Annotated in this window: 21 protein-coding genes; 6 read left to right on the top strand and 15 right to left on the bottom strand. The window is 36.1% G+C overall.

Going from position 1 to position 23897, the window contains the following annotated elements; translation table 11 throughout:
- The first annotated feature begins 132 nt into the window (after nucleotides 1–132).
- The 4 genes from C1N55_RS18800 to C1N55_RS18815 all read left to right on the top strand — a co-directional run bounded on the left by C1N55_RS18800 (nucleotide 133) and on the right by C1N55_RS18815 (nucleotide 3821).
- Entirely contained in the window at nucleotides 133–1215 is a 1083-nt protein-coding gene (locus C1N55_RS18800; RefSeq protein WP_137730211.1) for a type III polyketide synthase, read from the top strand.
- A 3-nt stretch (nucleotides 1216–1218) separates the two neighbouring features.
- The gene (locus C1N55_RS18805) at nucleotides 1219–1782 is read left to right on the top strand and encodes an isoprenylcysteine carboxyl methyltransferase family protein (RefSeq protein ID WP_137730212.1); all 564 of its coding nucleotides are present in this window, start codon (nucleotides 1219–1221) and stop codon (nucleotides 1780–1782) included.
- A gap of 393 nt (nucleotides 1783–2175) precedes the next feature.
- Entirely contained in the window at nucleotides 2176–2598 is a 423-nt protein-coding gene (locus C1N55_RS18810; protein ID WP_137730213.1) for a DUF1641 domain-containing protein, read from the top strand.
- Between the two features lie 38 nt (nucleotides 2599–2636).
- Nucleotides 2637–3821, top strand: coding sequence for an NAD(P)/FAD-dependent oxidoreductase (locus C1N55_RS18815; RefSeq protein WP_137730214.1), 1185 nt, complete (start codon nucleotides 2637–2639; stop codon nucleotides 3819–3821).
- 45 nt (nucleotides 3822–3866) lie between these two features.
- Here C1N55_RS18815 and C1N55_RS18820 read toward each other — a convergent pair whose 3' ends face one another.
- A complete protein-coding gene (locus tag C1N55_RS18820; protein WP_137730215.1) occupies nucleotides 3867–5105 on the bottom strand; it encodes an MFS transporter in 1239 nt (412 codons plus the stop codon).
- A gap of 620 nt (nucleotides 5106–5725) precedes the next feature.
- Here C1N55_RS18820 and C1N55_RS18825 point away from each other — a divergent pair.
- Nucleotides 5726–6934: an MFS transporter gene (locus tag C1N55_RS18825; protein WP_137730216.1), complete on the top strand. Its 1209-nt coding sequence runs from the start codon at nucleotides 5726–5728 to the stop codon at nucleotides 6932–6934.
- Between the two features lie 38 nt (nucleotides 6935–6972).
- Here the strand turns inward: C1N55_RS18825 and C1N55_RS18830 are convergent, their stop codons facing one another.
- The 14 genes from C1N55_RS18830 to C1N55_RS18895 all read right to left on the bottom strand — a co-directional run bounded on the left by C1N55_RS18830 (nucleotide 6973) and on the right by C1N55_RS18895 (nucleotide 22871).
- Complete coding sequence (locus C1N55_RS18830) at nucleotides 6973–7581, bottom strand: DedA family protein (protein ID WP_137730217.1); 609 nt, start codon at nucleotides 7579–7581, stop codon at nucleotides 6973–6975.
- A gap of 217 nt (nucleotides 7582–7798) precedes the next feature.
- Nucleotides 7799–8869: a ribosome small subunit-dependent GTPase A gene (gene rsgA, locus C1N55_RS18835; protein WP_137730218.1), complete on the bottom strand. Its 1071-nt coding sequence runs from the start codon at nucleotides 8867–8869 to the stop codon at nucleotides 7799–7801.
- 512 nt (nucleotides 8870–9381) lie between these two features.
- Complete coding sequence (locus C1N55_RS18840; RefSeq protein ID WP_137730219.1) at nucleotides 9382–10290, bottom strand: ABC transporter ATP-binding protein; 909 nt, start codon at nucleotides 10288–10290, stop codon at nucleotides 9382–9384.
- Entirely contained in the window at nucleotides 10280–11338 is a 1059-nt protein-coding gene (locus tag C1N55_RS18845) for an ABC transporter ATP-binding protein (protein WP_137730220.1), read from the bottom strand. Before C1N55_RS18845 ends, C1N55_RS18840 begins: the two co-directional genes overlap by 11 nt.
- Nucleotides 11339–11354: 16 nt before the next feature.
- Nucleotides 11355–12284, bottom strand: a complete 930-nt coding sequence (locus tag C1N55_RS18850) for an ABC transporter permease (RefSeq protein ID WP_137730221.1) — start codon at nucleotides 12282–12284, stop codon at nucleotides 11355–11357.
- Nucleotides 12284–13213, bottom strand: coding sequence for an ABC transporter permease (locus C1N55_RS18855; protein ID WP_137730222.1), 930 nt, complete (start codon nucleotides 13211–13213; stop codon nucleotides 12284–12286). The genes C1N55_RS18850 and C1N55_RS18855 overlap by 1 nt, the downstream gene beginning before the upstream one ends.
- Nucleotides 13214–13336: 123 nt before the next feature.
- Nucleotides 13337–14974, bottom strand: a complete 1638-nt coding sequence (locus C1N55_RS18860) for a peptide ABC transporter substrate-binding protein (protein ID WP_137730223.1) — start codon at nucleotides 14972–14974, stop codon at nucleotides 13337–13339.
- A 436-nt stretch (nucleotides 14975–15410) separates the two neighbouring features.
- A complete protein-coding gene (locus C1N55_RS18865; RefSeq protein ID WP_137730224.1) occupies nucleotides 15411–16319 on the bottom strand; it encodes an ABC transporter ATP-binding protein in 909 nt (302 codons plus the stop codon).
- A complete protein-coding gene (locus tag C1N55_RS18870) occupies nucleotides 16312–17364 on the bottom strand; it encodes an ABC transporter ATP-binding protein (protein ID WP_137730225.1) in 1053 nt (350 codons plus the stop codon). Before C1N55_RS18870 ends, C1N55_RS18865 begins: the two co-directional genes overlap by 8 nt.
- 14 nt (nucleotides 17365–17378) lie before the next feature.
- Nucleotides 17379–18314 (bottom strand): ABC transporter permease, encoded by a 936-nt coding sequence (locus C1N55_RS18875; protein ID WP_137730226.1) that lies wholly within the window; start codon nucleotides 18312–18314, stop codon nucleotides 17379–17381.
- A complete protein-coding gene (locus C1N55_RS18880; RefSeq protein ID WP_137730227.1) occupies nucleotides 18314–19243 on the bottom strand; it encodes an ABC transporter permease in 930 nt (309 codons plus the stop codon). The genes C1N55_RS18875 and C1N55_RS18880 overlap by 1 nt, the downstream gene beginning before the upstream one ends.
- 132 nt (nucleotides 19244–19375) lie before the next feature.
- Nucleotides 19376–21013, bottom strand: a complete 1638-nt coding sequence (locus C1N55_RS18885) for a peptide ABC transporter substrate-binding protein (protein ID WP_137730696.1) — start codon at nucleotides 21011–21013, stop codon at nucleotides 19376–19378.
- Between the two features lie 527 nt (nucleotides 21014–21540).
- Nucleotides 21541–22536 (bottom strand): hypothetical protein, encoded by a 996-nt coding sequence (locus C1N55_RS18890; RefSeq protein WP_137730228.1) that lies wholly within the window; start codon nucleotides 22534–22536, stop codon nucleotides 21541–21543.
- A gap of 2 nt (nucleotides 22537–22538) precedes the next feature.
- Nucleotides 22539–22871: a PadR family transcriptional regulator gene (locus C1N55_RS18895; protein WP_137730229.1), complete on the bottom strand. Its 333-nt coding sequence runs from the start codon at nucleotides 22869–22871 to the stop codon at nucleotides 22539–22541.
- A 244-nt stretch (nucleotides 22872–23115) separates the two neighbouring features.
- Here C1N55_RS18895 and C1N55_RS18900 point away from each other — a divergent pair, with 244 nt between their 5' ends.
- Nucleotides 23116–23886 (top strand): TSUP family transporter, encoded by a 771-nt coding sequence (locus C1N55_RS18900; protein ID WP_137730230.1) that lies wholly within the window; start codon nucleotides 23116–23118, stop codon nucleotides 23884–23886.
- The last annotated feature ends 11 nt before the right edge of the window (nucleotides 23887–23897 follow it).

Consider the following 23897-nt stretch of genomic DNA (forward strand, 5'->3'; position numbering starts at 1 on the left):
AGTATCAAATTTGCGCTAACTTTCTTATGATTTCTACTTATGTCCCAGCCTCTTTTTTCCCGAGCGTTCCTTGTCTCAATTATGCATACTTAACATTTTTAAGGGAAAACTAGAACTAAAAGGAGATTTTTCATGCCAAAAATTTCATCTATTAGTACATACAATCCCCCACATAAACTAGAACAAAGTAATATTGAGCAACTAACCAAGGAACTATTTACGAATAATATCCCTCAACTGGAACGCTTATTGAAAGTATTTGAAAACGGCGAGATAAAACAACGTCATTTTTGTGTTCCATTAGAATGGCATAAGAAAGACCATAGCTTTGAAGAACGGAATGATTTGTATATCGATTTAGCTGTGGAGTACGGTGTTACCGTTATTAAATCCTGCCTTTCAAATACGAGCTTTTTAGAGCAGCCTCTCTCATCTAATGAGATTGATGGGATTATCTTTGTATCCAGTACAGGAATTTCCACCCCCAGCATTGACGCACGGATCATGAACAAACTAGAATTTTCTGATCGATTGAAGCGTATACCTATTTGGGGACTTGGATGTGCAGGTGGTGCTGCAGGGATAAGTAGAGCATTTGATTACTGCTTAGCTCACCCAGAAGAAAAGGTGCTCGTTGTCTGTGTGGAACTTTGCAGCTTAACATTTCAAGCAAATGATTTTTCAAAAAGTAACTTAGTAGGTGCCTCTCTCTTTGCAGATGGAGTTTCCTGTCTTTTAGTCTGCGGTGATAACGTTCCAATAAAAAATAAAATGCCTATGCCTTATATTGTGAATACAGCTTCGAAATGGATGCCAGATTCAGAAGGTGTCATGGGATGGGATGTAAAAAATGATGGACTTCACGTTATTTTCTCTAGAGACATACCGACTATTATTAACAAATGGCTCGGTCCATTTATCGATGACTTTTTAGAGGAACAAAAGCTTACTAAGGAACAAATTAAAAATTTAGTGGCCCATCCTGGAGGAAAAAAGGTTTTAGCTGCCTATGAAGAAGCCTTAAATATGACCGAACAGCATACGGCCATATCAAGAAAAGTACTTCAACAAAATGGAAATATGTCCTCGCCAACCGTTCATTATGTGTTGGAGCAATTTATGTTAAATGAAGAAAACCCTAATACTTATGGTCTATTACTTGCTCTTGGGCCTGGATTTAGCGGAGAAGCGCTATTACTTCAATGGAGGGATTAACTAATGTTTTTTATACTATTTGTTTCTATTGTTATTTTACAAAGGATTATTGAAGTGATTATTGCAAGAAGAAATGAGAAAAAAATGTTAGCTGCCGGAGCCTATGAAGTTGGCGCTTCACATTACCCAATTATGATTACCCTTCATGTTAGCTTTTTTCTATGCTTAATTGGCGAAGTCCTTCTCCTTAACCGGACAATTTCACCCCTGTTTTTTTTGTTTTTTATTTTATTCTTATTAGTGCAAGGCTTAAGAGTATGGTGTCTAGCATCATTGGGACCATATTGGAATACAAAAATCATCATCCTGCCTGGAGCAAATGTTGTAAGAAAAGGCCCCTATCAATTTATCAGACATCCAAACTATCTTGTTGTATGTATTGAAATTTTACTGCTTCCATTAATGTTTCAGGCGTATATTACGGCAATTTGCTTTACCCTACTAAACTTTGCGATGTTAGCTGTTCGAATTCCAACTGAAGAAAAAGCATTGATCGAAGCGACGAATTATAGCAAAGAGTTTAAAAAGAAAGTCTCCAACGTTGTTACGAATGATCAACAACAATAAAAATCATTATATAAAAGTAATTCGTTTGCTTTTGTAGAGTGATTAAATAATATAATTATTTTATTGATAGAAATTACAAGAATTAAGTCGTATAATTCATCTTGTAAAGCACACAGATATCAATTAAAGCACCATATTAATTTAGAAAATACATTCTTTTTAACATCGAATCGTTTTTATATTAAAAATTTTCTAACATATTACTAACTTTTAGATTTTTAACAAAGAACTATAGGATTACGAGAATATTTAGTTTATCATTGAAGATGTATAAATTTCACAATGACGAAAAATTTGGTTTGATTTCAATGTGTGTTGTATAGCTTGTATGTGAAATTTCAAATTTTTTCAATGTAAAAAGCACAAGAGGCAAAATGTAAAGGAGAATTGGATATGTCAGAAGAATTGACTCAAGCTCAGCAAAGCTTACTTACAGGAAGAACAGATTTACTTGACCAATTATTAAAGCCTGAAGTTCAAGAATCACTAACTACTTTAGTAGAACAACTACCTAAGTTAACTGAGGTTGTAACACTTTTAACTAAAACTTATGATTTAGCTCAATTAGTTGCAACTGATGAAGTATTAAAGAACGATACAGTGAGCGCTCTTAAAGAAATGTCAGAACCGGTTATTGGTTCAGTTAAAACTTTAGCTGCTACTGCCATTGAAGCAAAAGATCGTGCAGAAGCTACAAACGAATCAATCGGTTTATTTGGTCTATTAAAATTATTAAAAGATCCTGAAGCACAAAAGCTTTTCCGCTTCGCTAATGCTTTTTTAGAAATCCAATCAGAACGTAAAACACAAGAATAGTTTCCTTATATTTAACTAGTATGGACGGAGGATTTATCATGGCAAAAGAAATCGTCATCTTAGGTGCAGGTTATGGTGGTTTACTAACTGCTCTAACATTACGTAAATATGTAAGTAAAGAAGAAGCGAAAGTAACAGTGGTGAATAAATACCCAACTCACCAACTGATTACAGAATTACACAGACTTGCAGGTGGTACAACTACAGAACGTGCAATTTCTTTCCCTTTAACAAAACTATTTAAAGATAAAGATGTAAACATAGTAGTAAATGAAGTAAAGTCTTTCTCTGTAGAAAATAAAGAGGTACATATGGTCGATGGTTCTGTAATGGAATATGATAACCTTGTAGTAGCTCTTGGTAGTCAAACTGGCTTCTTCGGAATTCCAGGTCTTGAAGAAAACAGTATGGTACTAAAATCTGTTGATGATGCAAACCGTATCAATCACCACATCGAAAGCAAAATCGCAGCTTATGCAAAATCAAAAAATCCTGCAGATGCAACAATCGTAATTGGCGGAGGCGGTTTAACTGGTGTTGAACTAGTTGGTGAAATCGTGGATAACTTCCCTAAAATTGCTAACAAATACGGTGTAGCCTTCAATGAATTAAGTATTAAACTTGTTGAAGCAGGTCCGAAAATCTTACCTGTTCTTCCTGATGACCTAATCGCTCGCGCTACTGAAAGCTTAACTAAACGTGGCGTTGAATTCTTAACTGGACTTCCAGTTACAGGTGTAGAAGGTAATAAAATTTCACTTAAAGACGGCTCTACAATCGAAGCCAACACATTCATCTGGACTGGTGGGGTTGCTGCACTACCATTAGTACAAGAATCAGGACTTGAATGTGACCGCGGAAAAGCTGTTATTGATGAGTATTTACGTTCTAAATCCCACCCAGAAGTATTTGTTGTTGGTGATGCTTCTGTTGCACTTCCTGCTGATGGCGGTCGCCCGTTATTTGCACCGACTGCTCAAGTTGCATGGCAAATGGGTGAAACTGCTGGCTATAACTTATATGCAACGCTTGAAGGTCAAAAACTTGAAGTATTTACTCCTGTCAACTCTGGTACACTTGCTAGTCTTGGACGTAAAGACGGTGTAGCTACTGTGGGGAGTAACAACATCCCATTAAAAGGGCTTCCAGCGTCGTTAATGAAAGAAGCAAGTCACGTTCGTTATTTAACACATATTAAAGCCTTATTTGGTTTAGCATATTAATACTTAAAAAAGAAGATTTCGGTTCACACCGAAATCTTCTTTTTATTATTCCATATCTGGTTTTCCTGCTTCAATCAAAACCTTACTTCTTAGTAAGACGAACCCGAGCATGAACAGTAAAATCCCTGTTCCAATTAAAAGCCATTCGATAGCAACAATATCAGCAAGGGGTCCAAATATAATCATTCCCAGAGGCATGACGGAAGTAGAAATCATTGTTAACACTCCAAAAACTCGACCTAAGTAATCGGGTCCAACCTTTTCTTGAAGTAATACCGTTGCTGGTGTGTTAAACATTGGCATGACGATACCAGTAAGTGCCATGATGATTAGATAAATCCAAAAAACAGGAATTACACCAAGTAAAACTGTACTGATACCAAATCCAAAGGCTGATAGCGTCATAGTATGTGTTTTATTTTTAAATCCGCCCCATGTAGCTATTAAAATTCCTCCAGCCATCATTCCAATAGAAAAAGCAATTTCAATCGCAGATAGATACCATTCATTTGCTCCAAAGCTTCTTGTAACTTGTAAAGGGGTTAAGAAAGCTGCTGGTGCTGCCAAAATAAGAAACATAGCAAAGAATGTAAAGAACTTCTTTAAAAACGCATGATTATTAATGTAGACTAACCCTTCTTTAAAGTCACTAAAATAACCTGTTGTTTGTGCTTCTTTCGCTTTTTCATGTAAAGGGACTTTTAAGAACAATAGTAAGGTAAATACCGCAATTGCAGCCGTAATGACATCTATAAAGAAAATTATTTCAATTGTTGTCATTGATAGAAGCCCGGCACTTGCAATTGGAGCTAATAACATAACGAGTGCTTGGATACTTCCATTTGCACCATTTACTTTAGTCAGCTTATCTCCTGGTACTATTTGAGGTAAAATTGCCCCTACTGCCGGTGTTTGTATACCTGTCCCGATTGCTCTGATAGCAGAGATAACAAACAGCAACCACATTGAATCATATCCATTTAAAAATAAAATAGCTAAGATCAGTGTAGAAATAGCAATCATAGAATCTGCCAATAGAATTAATATCTTCCGGTTATATCGATCTGCCCAAACTCCCGCAAACGGTGAAAGGAAAAACGTTGGGACAAATCCACAAATAATCGAGATGGTCATCATAATCCCAGATTGAGTAGTCAAAGTAATATACCACATGATGGCATATTGAACGAGTGCGGAGCCAAATAATGAAATCGTCTGACTTCCCAAAAATAGAGTAATACTTTTCTTCCAATTTTGTACTGTAATTTGTTCAGGGTGACTCATGTTACTTACATCCTTTTCTAATTTGATTGTATCTAGCTAATCCTATTAGAACCATTTCATTACAATACATTCATTACATTTATTAACAATTATGATTTTGGTATTGATCTGCTGGAAAAGAATTAATGTCCTTCATTTTGTTTTTACGAAATAAGTAGAGAAGAACACCTCTTCTACTTATTAATAAAGGTTTCCCTAATCGTTAGACCAATCCCATCTCCTCTACGAAAGTATGAGAGCTATTTCGAACTTTTCATCGAATATTGTTTATTGCTACTAGCTTTTAACCGAGCACAGTTGGGGAAATTCCCTTTAAACATCTGTGATATTCGTTAAAACTCTCATTCTTGGGTAAAGTAATTTCTATACTGAATGTTGTAATGATTAGTTCGAAAATCGGTTACGTAGTCTAACTGATTGCATCGGCGAAACCCTCCGTTCCTATAAGTGAATTATATTGTAACACATCATTATCTTAAATAATTAGAAAAAAGAAGAATCTTTACTTAAGATTTTGTAAACGATTGCGTCACTTCTAGACCTACTAAATTGTCCTTTGAAATTATTTAGAAAAGGGTATAATTGTAAATACAAGTTTTTAAAAAGGGGGCAAATAAATTATGAATACGAAGAGCGCTGTCCCAAGTAATCCCATTTATCCTGTCATGATTGCGATTGGGGTAGCTCATTTAATCAATGATACCATGCAGTCAGTCGTGCCTGCTATGTTTCCACTTTTAGAGAGAGATTTAGGACTATCCTTTACGGCCCTTGGTATCATTTCATTTGTTTTAAATATGTTTTCCTCCACCCTACAACCAGTGGTCGGCTACATAAGTGATAAGAAACCTATGCCATACGCATTACCCATTGGGATGATGAGTTCCTTTGTTGGTATCCTTATGCTCGTTTTAGCAGAATCCTATTGGGTTATCCTTGTTGCTGTTTTATTCTTAGGGTTTGGATCAGCGATTTTCCACCCTGAGGGATCAAGGGTGTCCTTCATGTCCGCAGGTAATAAACGAGGACTTGCTCAATCAATCTATCAGGTTGGAGGGAATTCCGGACAAGCGTTAGCACCATTAATCAGCGCATTTATTTTAGATATTTATGGTCAGCATGGAGCTGCTATCGTTTTGGTCTTAACCTCAATTGGTATAGTCATCTTACTTAAAGTATCGAGGTGGTATATGCAGCAGCTACAAGCAGAAAAGCTAGAAACGAAAAAGAAAAAAATACTCGTCTCTTCTTTACCGCCTCTTACTAAGAAACAAGTTGGGATTGCCATTGGGTTATTACTTACTGTTATTTTTGCGAGGTCCTTCTACACAACAAATATTACCTCTTTCTATGTGTTCTATTTAATGGATCACTATGAATTATCCTTAAAAACGGGACAAGTATTTATTTTCCTCTTCATGGCTTTTGGGGTTGTAGGTACATTTTTTGGTGGCTCATTGTCTGACCGAATTGGAAGAAAGAATGTGATTCTCCTATCTGTAGTAGGACCACTTCCATTCTGTTTACTACTCCCATATATGCCAATTTGGTTAGTTCTTATTTTCTTAATCATTATTGGAACCTTAATAATGATTAGCTTCTCCGTTACGGTTGTTTATGCTCAAGAACTAGTTCCAAGCAAAATTGGCACGATGGCAGGACTCACAACAGGCTTTGCTTTTGGAATGGGAGCCATTGGAGCTGTAGTAATTGGGTTTTTACTCGATTCTATAGGCATAGAGACAACAATAAAAATCGTTTCTATTCTACCTCTACTACTAGTTGTTGCATTCTTCTTACCTAAAGATAAAGTTGAAAAGTTAGCATAAAAAAGGAGAAACCCTATACAAATAGGGATTCCTCCTTTTTACTTTCTCAACTTTTTTCTATAGAATCGAATAACGATCACTATAAAGATTATTGCTAATGCTGCATACGCAAAATCTGAGTAGATGTCCATGTAATGCACAACTGTTTCCCATGAATTTCCTAAGGCAGCTCCTAGATTTACGAGTACCATATTCCAGATTAATGTACCAAATGTTGTTAGGACTAAGAAGATCCAAAAGTTCATTTTGGCTAATCCAGCCGGCAGCGAAATTAAACTACGAATCAACGGTATAAAGCGACAGAAGAATACAGTCCAAACATCATATTTCTCGAACCATGCATTGGCCTTATGAATATCATTACTTGTTAATCGTAAAACTTTACCCCATTTATCAACAAATTTTTCAATTCTTTTGATACCTACAATTGCGCCTACTCCATAAAGAATGATCGCACCAGCAACTGATCCAATTGTAGAGGCAATGATAACACCTGTAATAGTTAAATCTGTTGACGTCGTCATAAACCCGCCAAAAGTTAAAATCACTTCTGAAGGTATTGGAGGGAATAAATTTTCCAGCATGATTAATAAGAATACCCCTAAGTATCCAAAGTCCTCCATTATCGTTGTAATCCAGGTTTCCATTCATTCTCTCCTTATGTATAAATATATATTGTGATGATTCTATCATTTCATTTCCATATCTAATGCTACTCTATTATATCACCCTATTCAATTTTTCTTTTATTCATTCATAAAAAATCTGTTAACGAAAAAATAAGCCAACGAGAATTTTCGTTGGCTATAGCATTATATTTTATATTGACTCTTCATAAAGAGAAAGGTTCCTATAACAGTAAGATTATTTATACTTTTTCTTTTGACCCTTCGATATTTGCTTCCATTTACGTTGTTCTGCAAGCTTTGCTTGAGTGTTTGTTTTTCTTTCTATGAAGGCCAGCTCTTTTTGCAGCTTAAAATAACTTTGTAATCTTGATTGCTCAAGATGGCCATGATCAATAGCGAGATTAACAGCACATCCCGGCTCACTTTTGTGGGTACAGTCTCGATAACGACAATTTGATGCAAACTCTTCGATATCCTTAAAGCTAGAAGATAAACTATCACTCTGATCCCATAATTGCAGCTCTCTCATCCCAGGTGTGTCGATTAAACAACCTCCTCCTGGTAATAGCACAAGCTCCCGATGTGTAGTGGTATGTCTTCCTTTGGCATCATCTTCTCTTATACCAGACACTTCCATTTTTTCATTTCCGTATAATGCATTCGTGAGTGTCGACTTGCCTGCACCTGAAGAACCAAGTAAAGCCCCCGTTACACCTTCTTCAAATAATGCCCGAATTTGTTCGATTCCCTCTCCGGTATAAGAACTCGTTACAAAGATCTCTACACCCATTGCAACTGCCTTAGCTTCTCTCAAGTACCTATCAATATCTTCACATAAATCAGCTTTTGTTAAGACAATAATAGGTGTTGCTCCTGAATCCCATGCGGCTACTAAATATCGCTCTAATCGACGAATATTAAAATCGGCATTCAAACTCATGACGAGTAATACTATATCTACATTCGTGGCAACTATCTGTTCATCAATTTCTCGACCCGCAATTTTTCTTGAAAACTGAGATTTTCTATCTAATAGCTTATGAATGATTGCCCGGTTTTCGCCATCCATTTTTTCAACAAGCACCCAGTCTCCTACAGCAGGGAATTCTGCTCGATTAAATGCTTCGTATGCATAGAGACCTGATACAGATGCCAGCCATTCCTCATTTTCAGTAATTACACGATAAGAATGTTTGTGCTCTAGACTCACACGAGCTGGTACGCACTTTTCGTATTTCTTCTCTTTTAAAAGTGCAGTTAATTGGTCCTTGAAAAAGTCGGTAAATCCTAATAATTTTATATTCAATTTAATTTCCTCCAATAAATGTGTTGTCACAAAATTTTTTGCAAAATAAAAAACCTATGAGCTACGATTTGGTAGTCCATGGTTTCAACACATCCAAAGAGTATAATTAAATACACCTTAATTTATAAAATTAAGGAAGGTAATTAACACCGTACTTTGAGGTGAGTGAAATTAGACAAACCAAATCGCTTGTTTACAATCGCATATACATTTGTCAAAAAACTTCACCTCTTTCTCATATTATTACTTTCAGTATATTCTAACATCCCTAAAATGTCAATAAATGTTATGTATGCGTTTTGTCACCGGCTTTGTGTAAGGCCCGTTCACAAAAGTTATAGCTCCTGGACATTGTCGATATAGTGCGCAACTTACATAGTAGGCTGCGTATTCTTTAAAGGTAGCTCAATCTGAAAAGTATTTAATATGTAAAAACTTCATAATAAAAAAGAGACACCTCCTCTCGAGAGTGTCTCTTCTATCTATGCATAACCGGAGTCATACTCACAAAGTTAGTTCGTCCATTTTTTAATTTGACTATCTGAGCCGTATACAAAATGGTTTGGCAACACTTCGTGTACTTTGATTTCTTCAGTTGTTTCTTCGTGATTGTACTGAATTCTTGTACGTTTTCTTTCAGTCAGTGGATCTGGAAGTGGCACTGCTGATAGTAATGATTTTGTATAAGGATGAATTGGGTTATTATAGATTTCATTTGCTTCACCAAGTTCTACAATTCTCCCTCGGTACATAACTGCAATTCGATCACTAATATATTTAACCATCGATAAATCATGGGCGATGAATAAATACGTTAAGTTACGTTCCTTTTGTAGTTTTTTCAACAAGTTAACTACTTGTGCTTGAATCGATACGTCCAGTGCTGAAATCGGCTCATCGGCAATGATAAAGCTTGGATTTAAGCTTAAAGCACGGGCAATTCCAATACGTTGACGCTGACCACCAGAAAACTCATGGGCATATCGATTGGCATGTTCTCGGTTCAAACCTACTGCTTCCAGTAAGTTTCCGATATGCTCACGTCGTTCTTTTTTGTTTTTATATAGACCATGGATATCAAAGCCTTCACTAATAATCTCACCAGCAGTCATACGAGGGTTTAATGATGCATATGGATCCTGGAAGATCATTTGCATTTCACGATTAAATTCCTTTAATTCCTGGCGTGATTTACTAGCATGAATATCTTTACCTTTGAAGATTACTTGACCGTCTGTAATATCATATAAGCGAATAATCGAACGACCAGTTGTCGATTTACCACAACCTGATTCACCTACTAAACCAAGCGTTTCCCCTTCGTATACATCAAAAGTAATACCATCTACAGCTTTAATAGGATTAGAAGAAGAGCCGAAATGTTGTTTTAAGTTTTTTACTTCTAGTAACTTATTTGCCATTTTCTTCTGCCTCCTTTAAATAACCATCAATTCTTTGTTGAACTGCATCTGGAATCGGAACTTCTGGTGCATCAGGATGCAATAACCAAGTCTTTGCATAATGCGTATCAGAAATTTTGAACATTGGTGGTTCTTGTTCATAATCGATTGCCATAGCAAATTCATTACGTGCTGCAAAAGCGTCTCCCTTTGGTGGGTGGATTAAGTCTGGTGGAGAACCTGGAATCGTACGTAATTCTTCTTTTACATTATTTTTCAGATCAGGCATTGACCCTAATAATCCCCAAGTGTACGGATGTCTTGGGTTATAGAAGATATCATTTACTGTTCCATATTCTACGATTTGTCCAGCATACATAACCGCAACACGATCAGCAACGTTTGCTACTACACCTAAATCATGTGTGATAAAGATGATGGATGTATTGCTTTTCTTTTGAATGTCTTTCATTAACTCTAAAATTTGTGCTTGAATCGTTACGTCAAGTGCTGTTGTTGGTTCATCGGCAATTAACAATTTTGGATCAGCCGCTAATGCAATGGCGATAACTACACGTTGACGCATCCCACCACTGAATTCATGTGGGAACTGACGGAAACGTTTTTCAGGCATTGGAATTCCTACAAGATCTAATAATTTGATCGCACGTTCCTTTGCTTCAGCCCCTGAAACCTGTTTATTATGCTTCAAAATAACCTCAGTGATTTGTCGGCCAACACGCATTGTTGGGTTTAAAGCTGTCATCGGATCTTGGAAAATCATAGCGATATCATTTCCTCGAACTTTTGCCATTTCTTTTTCACTTAATGGTACAAGGTCGCGACCATCAAACAGAATTTCCCCACCTGCATAAATCCCAGGTGGTTGTGGTATCAATTTCATAATCGAATTACTCGTTACACTTTTCCCTGAACCAGATTCACCAACGATTGCCAGTGTCTCTCCTTCATATAGCTCAAAACTAACGCCACGAACGGCTTGGACAATTCCTGCATATGTTTTAAAGTTAATTCTTAAATCATTAACCTCTAACAATTTTTTACTCATCTTTTCTCACCTACTTCTATTTACGTAATTTTGGATCTAGTGCATCTCGCAAGCCGTCTCCTACAGCATTAAATGCGAAGATTGTTAATGAAATAAAGAACGCCGGGAAGAATAAACGCCATGGTGCTGAAGTTAATGCTTTATTTCCTTCCGAAGCCATCGTACCCCAACTTGCCGTTGGTGCTGGTACACCCAGACCTAAGTAACTTAAGAATGATTCTGTGAAAATAGCTGATGGAATTGTTAAAGTCATTGTAACTAAGATTGCCCCTAATGCATTGGGAACAATGTGACGCATAATTAAATGGCCAGTATTGGCTCCTAAAGTTCTAGCAGCTAATACATACTCTTGATTTTTAATGGATAATACTTCACCACGTACGATACGGGCCATGTTAACCCAACCTGTAATCGATAACGCAATAATCATTGGCAGTAAGCCTGGCTCTAATACAACCAATAAGATAATAACAACTAAAAGGTAAGGAACAGCAGATAAAATATCCGCAATACGCATCATAATATTATCTAATCGTCCACCTGCTAGTCCGGAGATACTTCCCCAGAATACACCGATGATTAAATCGATTACTGCAGCCGTAATCCCGATGAATAATGAAATACGAGCCCCTTGCCATACACGAACGAAAATATCACGACCTAAATCGTCTGTACCAAACCAGTGGGCTGCTGATGGTGCAGCATTATATATACCCAATTGCTCACGGTAGCTATATGGGCTGAAGACAGGAACAAAAATTGCCAACAAAGTGACGATGATTAAAGCGATCACACCGAATATTGCTAATTTATTTTGAGAGAAGCGAAGTGTAACTTCTTTCCAAAACGATACGGACTTGTCAGCTAATTTTTCATTTTCATCATGACGTCCACCAACAATTTTAAACATTTCAGGTGAGAACTTATCGAATTGCTTTTGAGTCATTATTTTTTCGCTCCTTTCAATTTAATTCGTGGATCAATTACACTGTATAGAATATCTACTATTAATACTGCGAATAGTAAGATAATTGAATAGAATACTGTTGTACCCATAATAACTGTGTAGTCACGGTTAGTAATACTTGTAACGAAGTGTTTACCTAAACCAGGAATTGCAAAGATTTGTTCGATGATGAAACTACCAGTAACAACTCCGGCAGTTAGTGGTCCTAAGTATGTAACAACAGGAAGTAATGCGTTTCTTAACGTGTGTTTGAATACCGTCGTCCACTTCCCAAGTCCTTTAGCACGGGCCATTTTAACATAATCACTACTACTTTGTTCTAACATACTAGAACGAGTAAGTTTTGCGATGAACCCCATATGTGTGATAGCGATTGCAAAAGCCGGTAGAATACTATAAATAAAACCTTTCCAACCACTTACCGGGAACATTCCCAATTTAAATGCCAGGAAGTATTGCATTAAACCAGCTAGTATGAATGACGGTACAGAAATACCCAATACCGCAATGGTAGATGCTAAATAATCCGGGAACTTATTGTGATAAAGTGCCGCAATAACCCCTAATAAGATACCAAACCCTATTGATAAAATCATTGCTTCTATCCCTAATGTTAAGGAGATAGGGAAACTCTCCGCAATCATATCATTCGTTGAGCGACCTTTGTATTTCATGGATTCTCCAAAGTCAAAAGTCACAGTATCGATTAAATAATCCTTATATTGAATATACCAAGGATTATCTAATCCATATTTTGCATTTAACTGCGCTTCAATTTGTGGTGGGAATGATCTTTCACTTGCGAAAGGACTCCCCGGTGCTAATTGCATTAAGAAAAATGTAGCAGTTACGATTAAATATAGTGCAATCAAGATATAACCTAATCTTTTTAAAATATATTTTAGCAATTTTGTCCCCTCCTTTAGATTTATAGAAAAAAATAACAGTACATAAGGCTGCTTTCATCTTGAAATCGAATTAAGCAGCCTAAGTACCATTAAATCAGTAAATAGTAACTTCTTAAAAATATCTTACTTGTTAATATCTACGTATTTTAAGTAAATGTTACCCATTGCATCAGTTTGCATGTTTTCAACATAGTCTTTCTTTACAGAAAGATTTGTGTAGTAGTAAATTGGTGCAATTGGATATTCAGTCATAGCAATTGCTTCAGCTTGTTTCATTAATTCAATACGAGCATCAGCGTCTGTTTCAGTAATTGATTGTTGTAATAATTCAGCATATTGTGGGTTTTCCCAACCAGTATCGTTGTTTCCATTATCTGCAGAATCATATTGCTCTAAGAATGTATAAGCATCGTTGTAGTCACCGATCCAACCCATACGTGCAACATCATAATCTAAGTTTGAAACTTTATCTAAGTAAACTTGCCATTCAGAGTTATCAATAGTTACATCGATACCTAAGTTAGAGTGCCAGCCTTCTTGGATAAATTGAGCGATTGCTGAGTGAGCTTCACTTGTATTAATAGAAAGGCCAATTGAAATTTCACTTGGATCAGAAAGTCCAAGTTCTTTCATACCTGCTTCTAAAGCAGCTTTTGCTTCTTCAATATCATTGTCTTTATAGTAACCACGATCTTCTTCAAAACCAGGAACAGCTTCAGGAACCATACCTAGAGCTGGAGATTGCTCACCTTTTAAAACGTTATCAATTAAGCCTTGACGGTCAATTGCAAGTGTTAACGCTTTACGGATGTTAGCGTTTGAAGTAAATTCACCAGTTGTGTTGAATTTATAGATATAAATTGATGCATAATCAGCAATGTTTAAAATACCTTCTTGTTTATAGCGATCAATTACATCTAACCCTACAGTTTGGAATGGAGATCCTAAGAAATCAATTTCACCAGCGTCAAACATTGTAGAGGCAGTTGCTTCGTTTTCTACCATTGAGATGTTTACTTTGTTTAGTGCAACATTTTCTGCATCCCAGTATTGATCGTTTTTCTCTAATGTAATAGAACCAGAATGTTGCCAATCAGCTAGTGTGAAAGGACCATTTGTGATATATGAGTCACCAGCTTCAGCATACCATGTATCGTTAGCTTCAGCTGTTGCTTTATGGATTGGGTAGTAAGTTTTAAATGCTGTTAACTCTAAGAAATATGGAGTTGGGTTTACTAATGTAACTTCTAAAGTTTTTTCGTCAACCACTTTAATTCCTAAATCTTCTTCTGTACCTTCACCATTGTTATAGCTTTCTGCACCCTTGATTGGGTAAAGGATTGATGCATATTCAGAAGCATTTTCTGGATTTAATGCAAATTTCCAAGCGTATGCAAAGTCTTCAGCAGTAACAGCGTCACCGTTTGACCATTTTGCATCTTTTAATGTGAATGTATATGTTAATAAATCTTCACTAATTTGAACATCTTCTGCTGCCGCATTTACGATTTCTCCATCCTTAACAGTTGTTAAACCTTCGAAAACGTTTTGTAAAATTGCATTAGATGTACTATCTGTTGCTAATTGTGGATGTAATGATGGTGGTTCAGATGCAATAACTAAGTTAAGTTCTTTAGCGCCTGTCCCATTATCAGATGATGAACTACTATCTTTTTCTTCTGATCCTCCAAAGTTACATGCTGCTAACACTACAGAAAGAGCTAATAACAATGAAAGAAGTAGAAAATTATTTTTCTTCATGAGGATCCCCCTATCATAATTTTGTAACATATTTCCCATTTTTCAGAAAACTTTTTTTCGGAGTTTTCATTTTTCAGAAATATCAGAGCTAACATTTACTATATTAACAAAAAGTTTTAAGTAAATAAACAAAAATTTTATTTTTCTAACTTATTATTTAATTTATTTCTAAAACGCACGCTTTTTCTGCTTTAATTTCAAATTTCTGTAATTTTAATTATTTAAATAGTTAGAAAAGTTATTCAATTAATAGTTATTATTATTTTCTGAATATAACGAATCCTCCCAATATTCTATTTTATAATATTTTAAAAAACTGATATTTCTTTCATCCCTCCTTCTTCTGTGTCAAAACTCATTTCAATTTCTTAAACTAGTTTGCCAAAAAAAAAGATGATAATTCATTCATCATTTAACGAATGAATTATCACTACTATTATCTTGTCCACATTTTGATTTGATTTTCAGTTCCATATACAAAATGAGCAGGTAACACTTCATGGACTTTCCCTTGCTCAGCAGTTTCCTCATGAGCATAAGGTATCCTTTCTCGTACCCGTTCTGTTAAAGGATCTGGAAGTGGTACAGATGATAGTAAAGATTTTGTATAAGGATGGATTGGATTATCATATATTTCATCTGACTTTCCTAACTCCACAATTTTCCCTCTGTACATAACCGCAATTCGATCACTTATATATTTAACCATCGATAAATCATGGGCAATAAATAAGTAAGTCAAATTACGTTCTCTTTGCAGCTTCTTTAAGAGATTTACTACTTGAGCTTGAATCGATACGTCTAGTGCGGATATTGGCTCATCGGCAATGATAAAACTTGGATTTAGACTTAGCGCCCGCGCTATGCCGATCCGTTGACGTTGCCCACCAGAAAATTCATGGGCATATCGGTTTGCGTGTTCACGGTTCAATCCAACCGCTTCTAATAATTCAGCGATTCTCTCTTGCCTTTCCTTCTTATTCTTATATAAACCGTGAATATCAAACCCTTCACCAATTATTTCCCCAGCTGTCATACGAGGATTTAGTGAGGCATATGGGTCTTGAAAAATCATTTGCATTTCACGATTAAATTCTTTTAGCTCTTGGCGGGATTTGCTCGTGTGAATATCCTTCCCATTGAACAGGATTTCTCCATCGGTAATGTCATATAGACGAATGATTGAACGACCAGTAGTGGATTTTCCACATCCTGACTCACCAACTAATCCCAACGTTTCCCCTTCGTAGATATCGAAGCTAATTCCATCGACTGCTTTTACCGGATGATTGGCTGTTCCAAAGTATTGTTTTAAATTTCTAACTTCAAGTAATTTATTAGCCATTTCCGTGTGCCTCCTTTATATAGCCCTCAATTCTTCGAGATATTGATTCAGGTACTTGAATTTGAGGTGCACTCGGATGTAATAACCACGTTTTCGCGAAATGCGTTTCTGACACTTGAAACATCGGTGGTTCTTCTTCATAATCGATTGCCATTGCATATTCATTTCTTGGGGCAAATGCATCACCCTTGGGTGGATGAATCAAATCAGGTGGAGACCCTGGTATTGTTCGCAAATCTTCTTTTACGTTATTTTTCAAATCAGGCATTGACCCTAATAATCCCCACGTATAAGGATGCTTCGGATTATAGAAAATATCATTAACAGTTCCGTACTCAACAATTTGTCCCGCATACATAACTGCTACTCGGTCAGCAACATTTGCAACCACACCTAAATCATGTGTTATGAAGATAATTGACGTGTCTCGTTTCTTTTGTATATCCTTCATCAACTCCAGAATTTGGGCCTGGATGGTAACATCAAGTGCCGTTGTTGGTTCATCAGCAATTAAAAGCTTAGGATCTGCTGCAAGCGCAATTGCGATTACAACCCGTTGACGCATCCCTCCACTAAATTCATGAGGAAATTGTTTAAATCGCTTTTCAGGCATCGGGATTCCAACTAAATCCAATAGCTTTATTGCTCGTTCTTTCGCTTCACCAGCTGTAATCTTTTGATGCTTTAAAATTACCTCTGTAATTTGGCGACCAACACGCATTGTTGGATTTAAGGCTGTCATTGGATCCTGAAAAATCATCGCAATTTCATTTCCCCGCACTTTCGACATCTGTTTTTCAGTTAACGGTACCAAATCACGGCCATCAAACTTAATCTCTCCACCTGCATAGATACCCGGTGGTTGAGGGATAAGTTTCATAATTGCATTACTCGTTACACTTTTCCCTGAACCTGACTCACCTACGATTGCTAATGTCTCTCCCTGATACAGCTCAAAGCTAACACCGCGCACTGCCTGAACAACCCCTGCATAGGTTTTAAAATTGATCTTTAAATCGTTTACTTCCAACAACTTCTTCGCCATTTTTTCAACCCCCTCTATTTTCGTAATTTAGGATCTAATGCATCACGTAATCCGTCACCCACGGCATTAAATGCAAATATTGTTAGTGAAATGAAAAATGCAGGGAAAAATAGTCGCCACGGTGCCGATGTTAATGCTTTATTTCCCTCTGAGGCCATTGTCCCCCAACTCGCAGTTGGTGCAGGAACACCTAATCCCAAGTAACTTAAAAATGATTCTGTGAAAATTGCTGATGGAATCGTTAATGTCATTGTGACCAAGATTGCACCTAACGCATTGGGCACTAAATGTCTTTGTATTAAATGCCATGTACTCGCACCGAGTGTACGAGCAGCCAACACATACTCTTGGTTCTTGATGGATAATACTTCTCCCCGTACTATTCTTGCCATATTAATCCACCCTGTGATGGATAAGGCGATAATCATCGGCAATAATCCCGGTTCTAATACAACAAGTAAAATAATAACAACTAGTAGATATGGAACCGCTGATAATACGTCAGCAATACGCATCATAATGTTGTCCAATCTTCCTCCAGCAAGTCCCGAAATACTTCCCCACAAAACACCAATAATTAAATCAATGACAGCAGCAGTGATTCCTATAAATAAGGAAATACGAGCCCCTTGCCAAACACGTACGAAAACGTCTCTCCCTAAATCATCTGTACCAAACCAATGGCTGGCAGATGGTGGTGCATTGTAAATTCCTAATTGCTCCCGATAACTGTATGGAGAAAAAACAGGAACGAAAATGGCCATTAATGTAATAATTATTAATGCAATTACCCCAAAAATAGCAAGCTTATTTTGTGAAAAACGCAAGAATACTTCCTTCCAAAAGGATACCGATTTATCTGCCAGTTTTTCTGTTTCGTCTTGTTTGATACCGACAATTTTAAACTTATCCGCTTCAATTTTACCGAACTGCAGCTCTTGTTTAGCCATTATTTTTTCGCTCCTTTCAGTTTTATTCGAGGATCAATAACGCTATATAAAATATCAACAACTAGCACTGCAAATAAAAGAATAATTGAATAGAAAACAGTCGTTCCCATAATAACTGTATAGTCACGATTGGTAATACTCGTCACAAAGTGTTTGCCTAAACCAGGAATTGCAAAAATTTGTTCAATAATAAAACTTCCTGTAACGACTCCAGCTGTTAGTGGACCTAAATATGTAACAACAGGTAACAAGGCATTTCTTAATGTATGACGTATTACGACAGACCACTTTCCAAGTCCCTTTGAACGGGCCATTTTCACATAGTCACTATTAGATTGTTCAAGCATGCTAGATCTTGTTAACTTTGCTATAAAACCCGCATGAGTAATTGCTATCGCAAGGGCTGGCAAGATACTATAAACAAACCCCTTCCAACCACTTACAGGGAAGAGCCCCAGTTTGAAGGCTAAAAAATACTGCATTAAGCCTGCCAATATAAATGAAGGAACAGAGATTCCTAGTACTGCTATAGTGGAAGCCAGATAATCCGGAAACCTGTTATGGTAAAGGGCTGCTATAACCCCCAGAAAAATACCCAATCCAATGGATAAAATCATTGCTTCTATACCCAGAGTTAGTGAGATTGGAAAACTTTCAGAAATAATATCATTTGTAGATCGTCCTTTATATTTCATAGATTCCCCGAAATCAAAGGTAACCGTGTCTACTAGATAATCCTTATATTGAATATACCAAGGATTATCTAACCCATATTTCGCATTCAATTGTTCTTCTATTTGCGGTGGAAAAGCACGTTCGCTAGCAAATGGGCTTCCAGGAGCTAGTCTCATTAAAAAAAATGTTGCTGACACGATAATAAATAAAGCAATAAGTATATAGATTAACCGCTTAAAAATGTATCTCAGCATAAAAAATCCCTCCTTTTTGTTTTCCCTGAGCTTATTTCCGGTGTTCATCAAGCCAGTAAAAAAGGCCGCTTGAATCGATTACTCGATTTTAAGCAGCCTAAGTTAGTTAGTAACACTATTTAATATGATAGATTATTTGTTAATATCTACATATTTAAGGTAGACATTACCAAGAGCATCTAGCTCCATATTTTCTACATAATCTTTCTTCACAGAAAGGTTTGTGTAGTAATAAATTGGTGCAACAGGGTATTCAGTCATTAAAATAGCCTCTGCCTGTTTTAATAATTCAAGACGTTTTGCTGGGTCTTGTTCTGTATTTGATTGCTTTAACAATGCTGTATATTCAGCATTTTCCCAACCAGTATCGTTATTACCGTTTGAAGCTGAGTCATACATTTCTAAGAATGTGTACGCATCGTTGTAGTCACCAATCCAACCTAAACGTCCAACTTGATAATCTAAGTTACTTAGTTTATCTAAGAATACCTGCCACTCAGAGTTATCTAAAGTAACTTCGATTCCTAGGTTTGTACGCCATCCTTCTTGGATGAATTGTGCGATAGCTGCGTGTGCTTCACTTGTGTTAAATGATAATTTTAAGTTAAGTTCGCTTGGATCAGAAAGACCAAGCTCTGCTAAACCAGCTTCTAAAGCCTTTTTCGCTTCTTCGATATCATTATCTTTGTAGTAACCGCGATCTTCTTCGAACCCTTTAACAGCTGCAGGTACCATACCTAATGCAGGAGATTGTTCACCTTTAGTAATGTTATCAATTAAACCTTGACGGTCAATTGCAAGAGTTAATGCTTTACGGATATTAGCATTTGACATGATTTCATCCGTTGTGTTGAATTTATACATATAGATAGCTGCATAATCAGAGATATTTAAAATTCCCTCTTCTTTGTAGCGGTCAATTACATCTAATGCTACTGCTTGATATGGTGAACCTAAGAAATCAATCTCACCAGCATCAAACATTGTTGCAGCTGTAGTTTCAGATTCAACCATTGAGATATTAACTGTATCTAAAGCTACGTTTTCAGCATCCCAGTAGTTTGCGTTCTTTTCTAATGTCATAGAACCACCATGTTGCCAATCAGTCAAAGTGAATGGTCCATTAGTGATGTATTGGTCACCAGCTTCTGCATACCAAGTATCGTTAGCTTCAGCTGTTGCTTTATGAATTGGGTAGTAAGTTTTAAATGCTGTTAACTCTAAGAAATATGGAGTTGGGTTTTCTAAAGTAACTTCTAAAGTTTTTTCGTCAACCACTTTAACCCCTAAATCTTCTACTTTACCTTCACCTAAGTTGAATGCTTGAGCACCTTTGATTGGGTAAAGAATTGATGCATACTCAGATGCATTTTCAGGAGTAAGTGCATAAGTCCATGCATATGCAAAATCTTCAGCAGTTACAGTATCACCGTTTGACCATTTTGCATCTCTTAATGTGAATGTATAAACTAAGCCATCTTCACTAACCTTTACATCTTCTGCAGCAGCGTTGATAACTTCACCATCTTTTACAGTTGTTAATCCTTCAAAAACGTTTTTTAGCACCGCATTTGATGTACTATCAGTTGCTAATTGCGGATGCATTGATGGTGGTTCTGATGCTACGACTAAATTAAGTTCTTTTGTACCACCTTCAGTAGTTTCAGTAGTACCTTCTGTTGCTGTTCCTTCTTCTGATGCTTCTTCTTCTTTTTCAGCACCAAAGTTACATGCTGCAAGTACTAGAGTTAAAGCTAGTAACATTAGCATTAAAAATAGATTGCGCTTTTTCAATGCGAATCCCCCTCTTTTTGTTTTTTCCCTATTTTCTGATAATAGGAGTAACAATTCTCATCATATCAAAAAACATTTACGAAATAAACAAAAAATTCATTTTTCTATGAAAATTTAGATAAGTTATTATATTAATATAATTCTATATATTATCATCTTTCGAGCAATATGATTTAGAAGATTAAGAGTGATAACTTTAGTCATTAGGAAAAAGCCATTAAAAATACTATAAGAATAGTAGTTTTTGTTAAATCAACTCATGGACATTACGTTATTCTATTAATAAATTAATTTTCATCTGATAATATTTTTATTTAAAATACTTTTCTATCGATAATTAAATTTTGTAAATTCGAAGTAAAAATTAATAAAAAAAAGAGGAATATTAGGAACAAAGAAGTGAATAAAATCTCATATTTTATATGAAAAGGTTATATTTACCTGGTACTTAACTAATATAAATATGAATAAAAAGGCATCTCATATTAGAGATACCTTTTCACTTATCGATTGGCTTTACGGAAGCCGTCAATACAATTATATATTGAAGATATTGGGAATAAAATCAACGTTGCTACTATGATAAAATTCCTAACCTGATCAGTCGTAGAATTGAGGATTTCACTCATATATGTTAGAAATTCTGGGTTAAACAAATTAGAATTTGTTATAAGAAAGATTAAAACGATTGTAGCGATTATCTCACGAATCACATTAAAAATGGCAATTTTCTTCGTCCACTGATGTTTAATAAAAAGAGTTAAGGCAAAGGCAATCTCTAATCCGATTACTAGAGCAATGATTGGCCAAAAAGAATTCAGCACATCTTGATTGAATGCCGGCATAATAAATTCCAGTCCATTCCCTACATTTCCATAAACACCAGCCAAGTGATCGGCGTTAAAATAAATCGTTCCCCAAATCGCCGTCCATAGCAAGCTCCCAAATACATACCCTTTTGAAACCGCCTTTTTTTGTGGAACAAATGGGATATTCTTCAAATCTTCTGGTGTCCATTTATTTAGACTCATTGTCCGTGGGTATTCATCTTTACTATGATCGGTTCTTTCGATAATAGCAAAAGTTAATGTCAGCCAAAAGAAAACCTGTATAAATACATGAACTACGCTCCAGATTCCCTCTCCTATTATCATTAGACCAACATTCAAAACTGTGTCTCCATTTTCGAACCCTACAAAGTACTCGGCAGCAACTACGATAAATGCAATAACTGCAGCTATAGGTACAATCATCTTTAGTAACGAAATATAGAGATCAAAATACTTAGGACCAATTAGATGCATTGGGCGTTCATTATATCCACTGGCCAAAGCTGCTGGATTCCCTAGCTCTCCAAGTACACTTTTTACATCGTCTTCTGAATACTCTTGTGGCAACATATCTTCTATGGTGGATTTTAATTCCAGACCAATATCTTCACGATTCTTCGCAGGTAATCTTCGTGTAACTTCATATATATATAGCTCAATTAAATTCAAATCTAATGATCCCCTTCCAATAATTTATAGAGTTCTTTTGAATTTTTTATCCATTCGTCCTTTAGCTTTTCGAAAACCTCAACACCGAAATCCGTTAAAATGTAGTATTTCCTTGGCCTGGATTCAGAAGTATCCCAAATACTTCTAACTAGTTCTTGCTTTTCTAATCTCCGAAGCAGCGGATATAACGTACTTTGTTCAATTGCTATTCCAGATTTTTCAAGCGACTGCACTAATGAGTAACCATATTGTTGTGTTTGCAATTGGCTTAATACCGCTAAAGTCAATGTGCCTCTTCTAAGCTCTGTACTTAACGAATCCAGTAAATTATTCAAGTTAGCACCTCCGTTTTATACTGTGTATAATACAGTATATGTTACACAGTATTATATGTTCAACAATATTGATAAGAAATTCAACTTTTAAAAAAACCTTTGCTTTGAATATGCTCAAAGCAAAGGTTTTTATGGTTTGTTTTTCCAAACATCTTGAAAACTATCTTCTTTAGGCATAATATGTGTATGACAAAACTATTAGGCTAAGATAGATTACAAGCTTACTGAAAGGTAGTTACTGCATATGTTTTTTGATCTAGATCCGTCCCTTATTATTATTTTATTTCTTTTTGGTTTTTTAGCTGCATTTATAGATTCAGTGGTCGGTGGAGGCGGATTGATTTCTTTACCTGCATTAATGTTTACTGGTTTAAGCCCCTCTGCAGCTGTAGCAACAAATAAGCTTGCTGGTACAATGGGTTCTTTAACGAGTACCATCACATTTTACCGCTCAGGCAATATCGATTTTAAATCGATTGCTAAAATTTTCCCTTTTGTCTTTTTAGCCGCGATGTTCGGCGCATGGGTTGTACATTTAATGGATCCAAATGTATTAAAACCACTAATGCTCTTCATGCTAGCAGCAGTAGCTGTTTATACGCTAATTAAAAAAGATTGGGGTAGCATTTCTACCTATAAGAAACTAACTACCAAAAAATACATCGGTTTTATCATATTAGTCGCAGCCATTGGATTTTACGATGGTTTTTTAGGTCCTGGTACGGGGTCTTTTCTAATGTTTGCTTTTTTAATGATTGGTTTTGACTTCTTAAAAGCTGCTGGAAATGCTAAATTTTTAAATTTTGCCAGTAATATCGGCGCCTTAATAATGTTCCTTTTTTTAGGTCAGATTAATTTTGCCTATGGACTCACTATGGGTGTTGCCCAAATTATTGGCGCAATTTGTGGGTCAAAATTCGCCATTAGTCGGGGAAGTGGCTACGTTCGCATTTTATTTATTGTTGTGACTGTTATTTTACTAGCCAAGAACGCATATGATTATTTTAACAACTAAGCAAAAAATCG

Source organism: Lysinibacillus sp. SGAir0095 (assembly GCF_005491425.1).
Taxonomy (GTDB): domain Bacteria; phylum Bacillota; class Bacilli; order Bacillales_A; family Planococcaceae; genus Ureibacillus.

What these genes read in the sequence shown, in the direction of transcription:
- C1N55_RS18805 (WP_137730212.1), top strand. Translation starts at nt 1,219, where the DNA reads ATGTTTTTTATACTATTTGTTTCTATTGTTATTTTACAAAGGATTATT.
- C1N55_RS18815 (WP_137730214.1), top strand. Translation starts at nt 2,637, where the DNA reads ATGGCAAAAGAAATCGTCATCTTAGGTGCAGGTTATGGTGGTTTACTA.
- C1N55_RS18845 (WP_137730220.1), bottom strand. Translation starts at nt 11,338, where the DNA reads ATGAGTAAAAAATTGTTAGAGGTTAATGATTTAAGAATTAACTTTAAA.
- C1N55_RS18870 (WP_137730225.1), bottom strand. Translation starts at nt 17,364, where the DNA reads ATGGCGAAGAAGTTGTTGGAAGTAAACGATTTAAAGATCAATTTTAAA.
- C1N55_RS18840 (WP_137730219.1), bottom strand. Translation starts at nt 10,290, where the DNA reads ATGGCAAATAAGTTACTAGAAGTAAAAAACTTAAAACAACATTTCGGC.
- C1N55_RS18885 (WP_137730696.1), bottom strand. Translation starts at nt 21,013, where the DNA reads ATGCTAATGTTACTAGCTTTAACTCTAGTACTTGCAGCATGTAACTTT.
- C1N55_RS18800 (WP_137730211.1), top strand. Translation starts at nt 133, where the DNA reads ATGCCAAAAATTTCATCTATTAGTACATACAATCCCCCACATAAACTA.
- C1N55_RS18830 (WP_137730217.1), bottom strand. Translation starts at nt 7,581, where the DNA reads ATGGAAACCTGGATTACAACGATAATGGAGGACTTTGGATACTTAGGG.
- C1N55_RS18860 (WP_137730223.1), bottom strand. Translation starts at nt 14,974, where the DNA reads ATGAAGAAAAATAATTTTCTACTTCTTTCATTGTTATTAGCTCTTTCT.
- C1N55_RS18825 (WP_137730216.1), top strand. Translation starts at nt 5,726, where the DNA reads ATGAATACGAAGAGCGCTGTCCCAAGTAATCCCATTTATCCTGTCATG.
- C1N55_RS18865 (WP_137730224.1), bottom strand. Translation starts at nt 16,319, where the DNA reads ATGGCTAATAAATTACTTGAAGTTAGAAATTTAAAACAATACTTTGGA.
- C1N55_RS18810 (WP_137730213.1), top strand. Translation starts at nt 2,176, where the DNA reads ATGTCAGAAGAATTGACTCAAGCTCAGCAAAGCTTACTTACAGGAAGA.
- C1N55_RS18880 (WP_137730227.1), bottom strand. Translation starts at nt 19,243, where the DNA reads ATGCTGAGATACATTTTTAAGCGGTTAATCTATATACTTATTGCTTTA.
- C1N55_RS18875 (WP_137730226.1), bottom strand. Translation starts at nt 18,314, where the DNA reads ATGGCTAAACAAGAGCTGCAGTTCGGTAAAATTGAAGCGGATAAGTTT.
- C1N55_RS18900 (WP_137730230.1), top strand. Translation starts at nt 23,116, where the DNA reads ATGTTTTTTGATCTAGATCCGTCCCTTATTATTATTTTATTTCTTTTT.
- C1N55_RS18820 (WP_137730215.1), bottom strand. Translation starts at nt 5,105, where the DNA reads ATGAGTCACCCTGAACAAATTACAGTACAAAATTGGAAGAAAAGTATT.
- C1N55_RS18850 (WP_137730221.1), bottom strand. Translation starts at nt 12,284, where the DNA reads ATGACTCAAAAGCAATTCGATAAGTTCTCACCTGAAATGTTTAAAATT.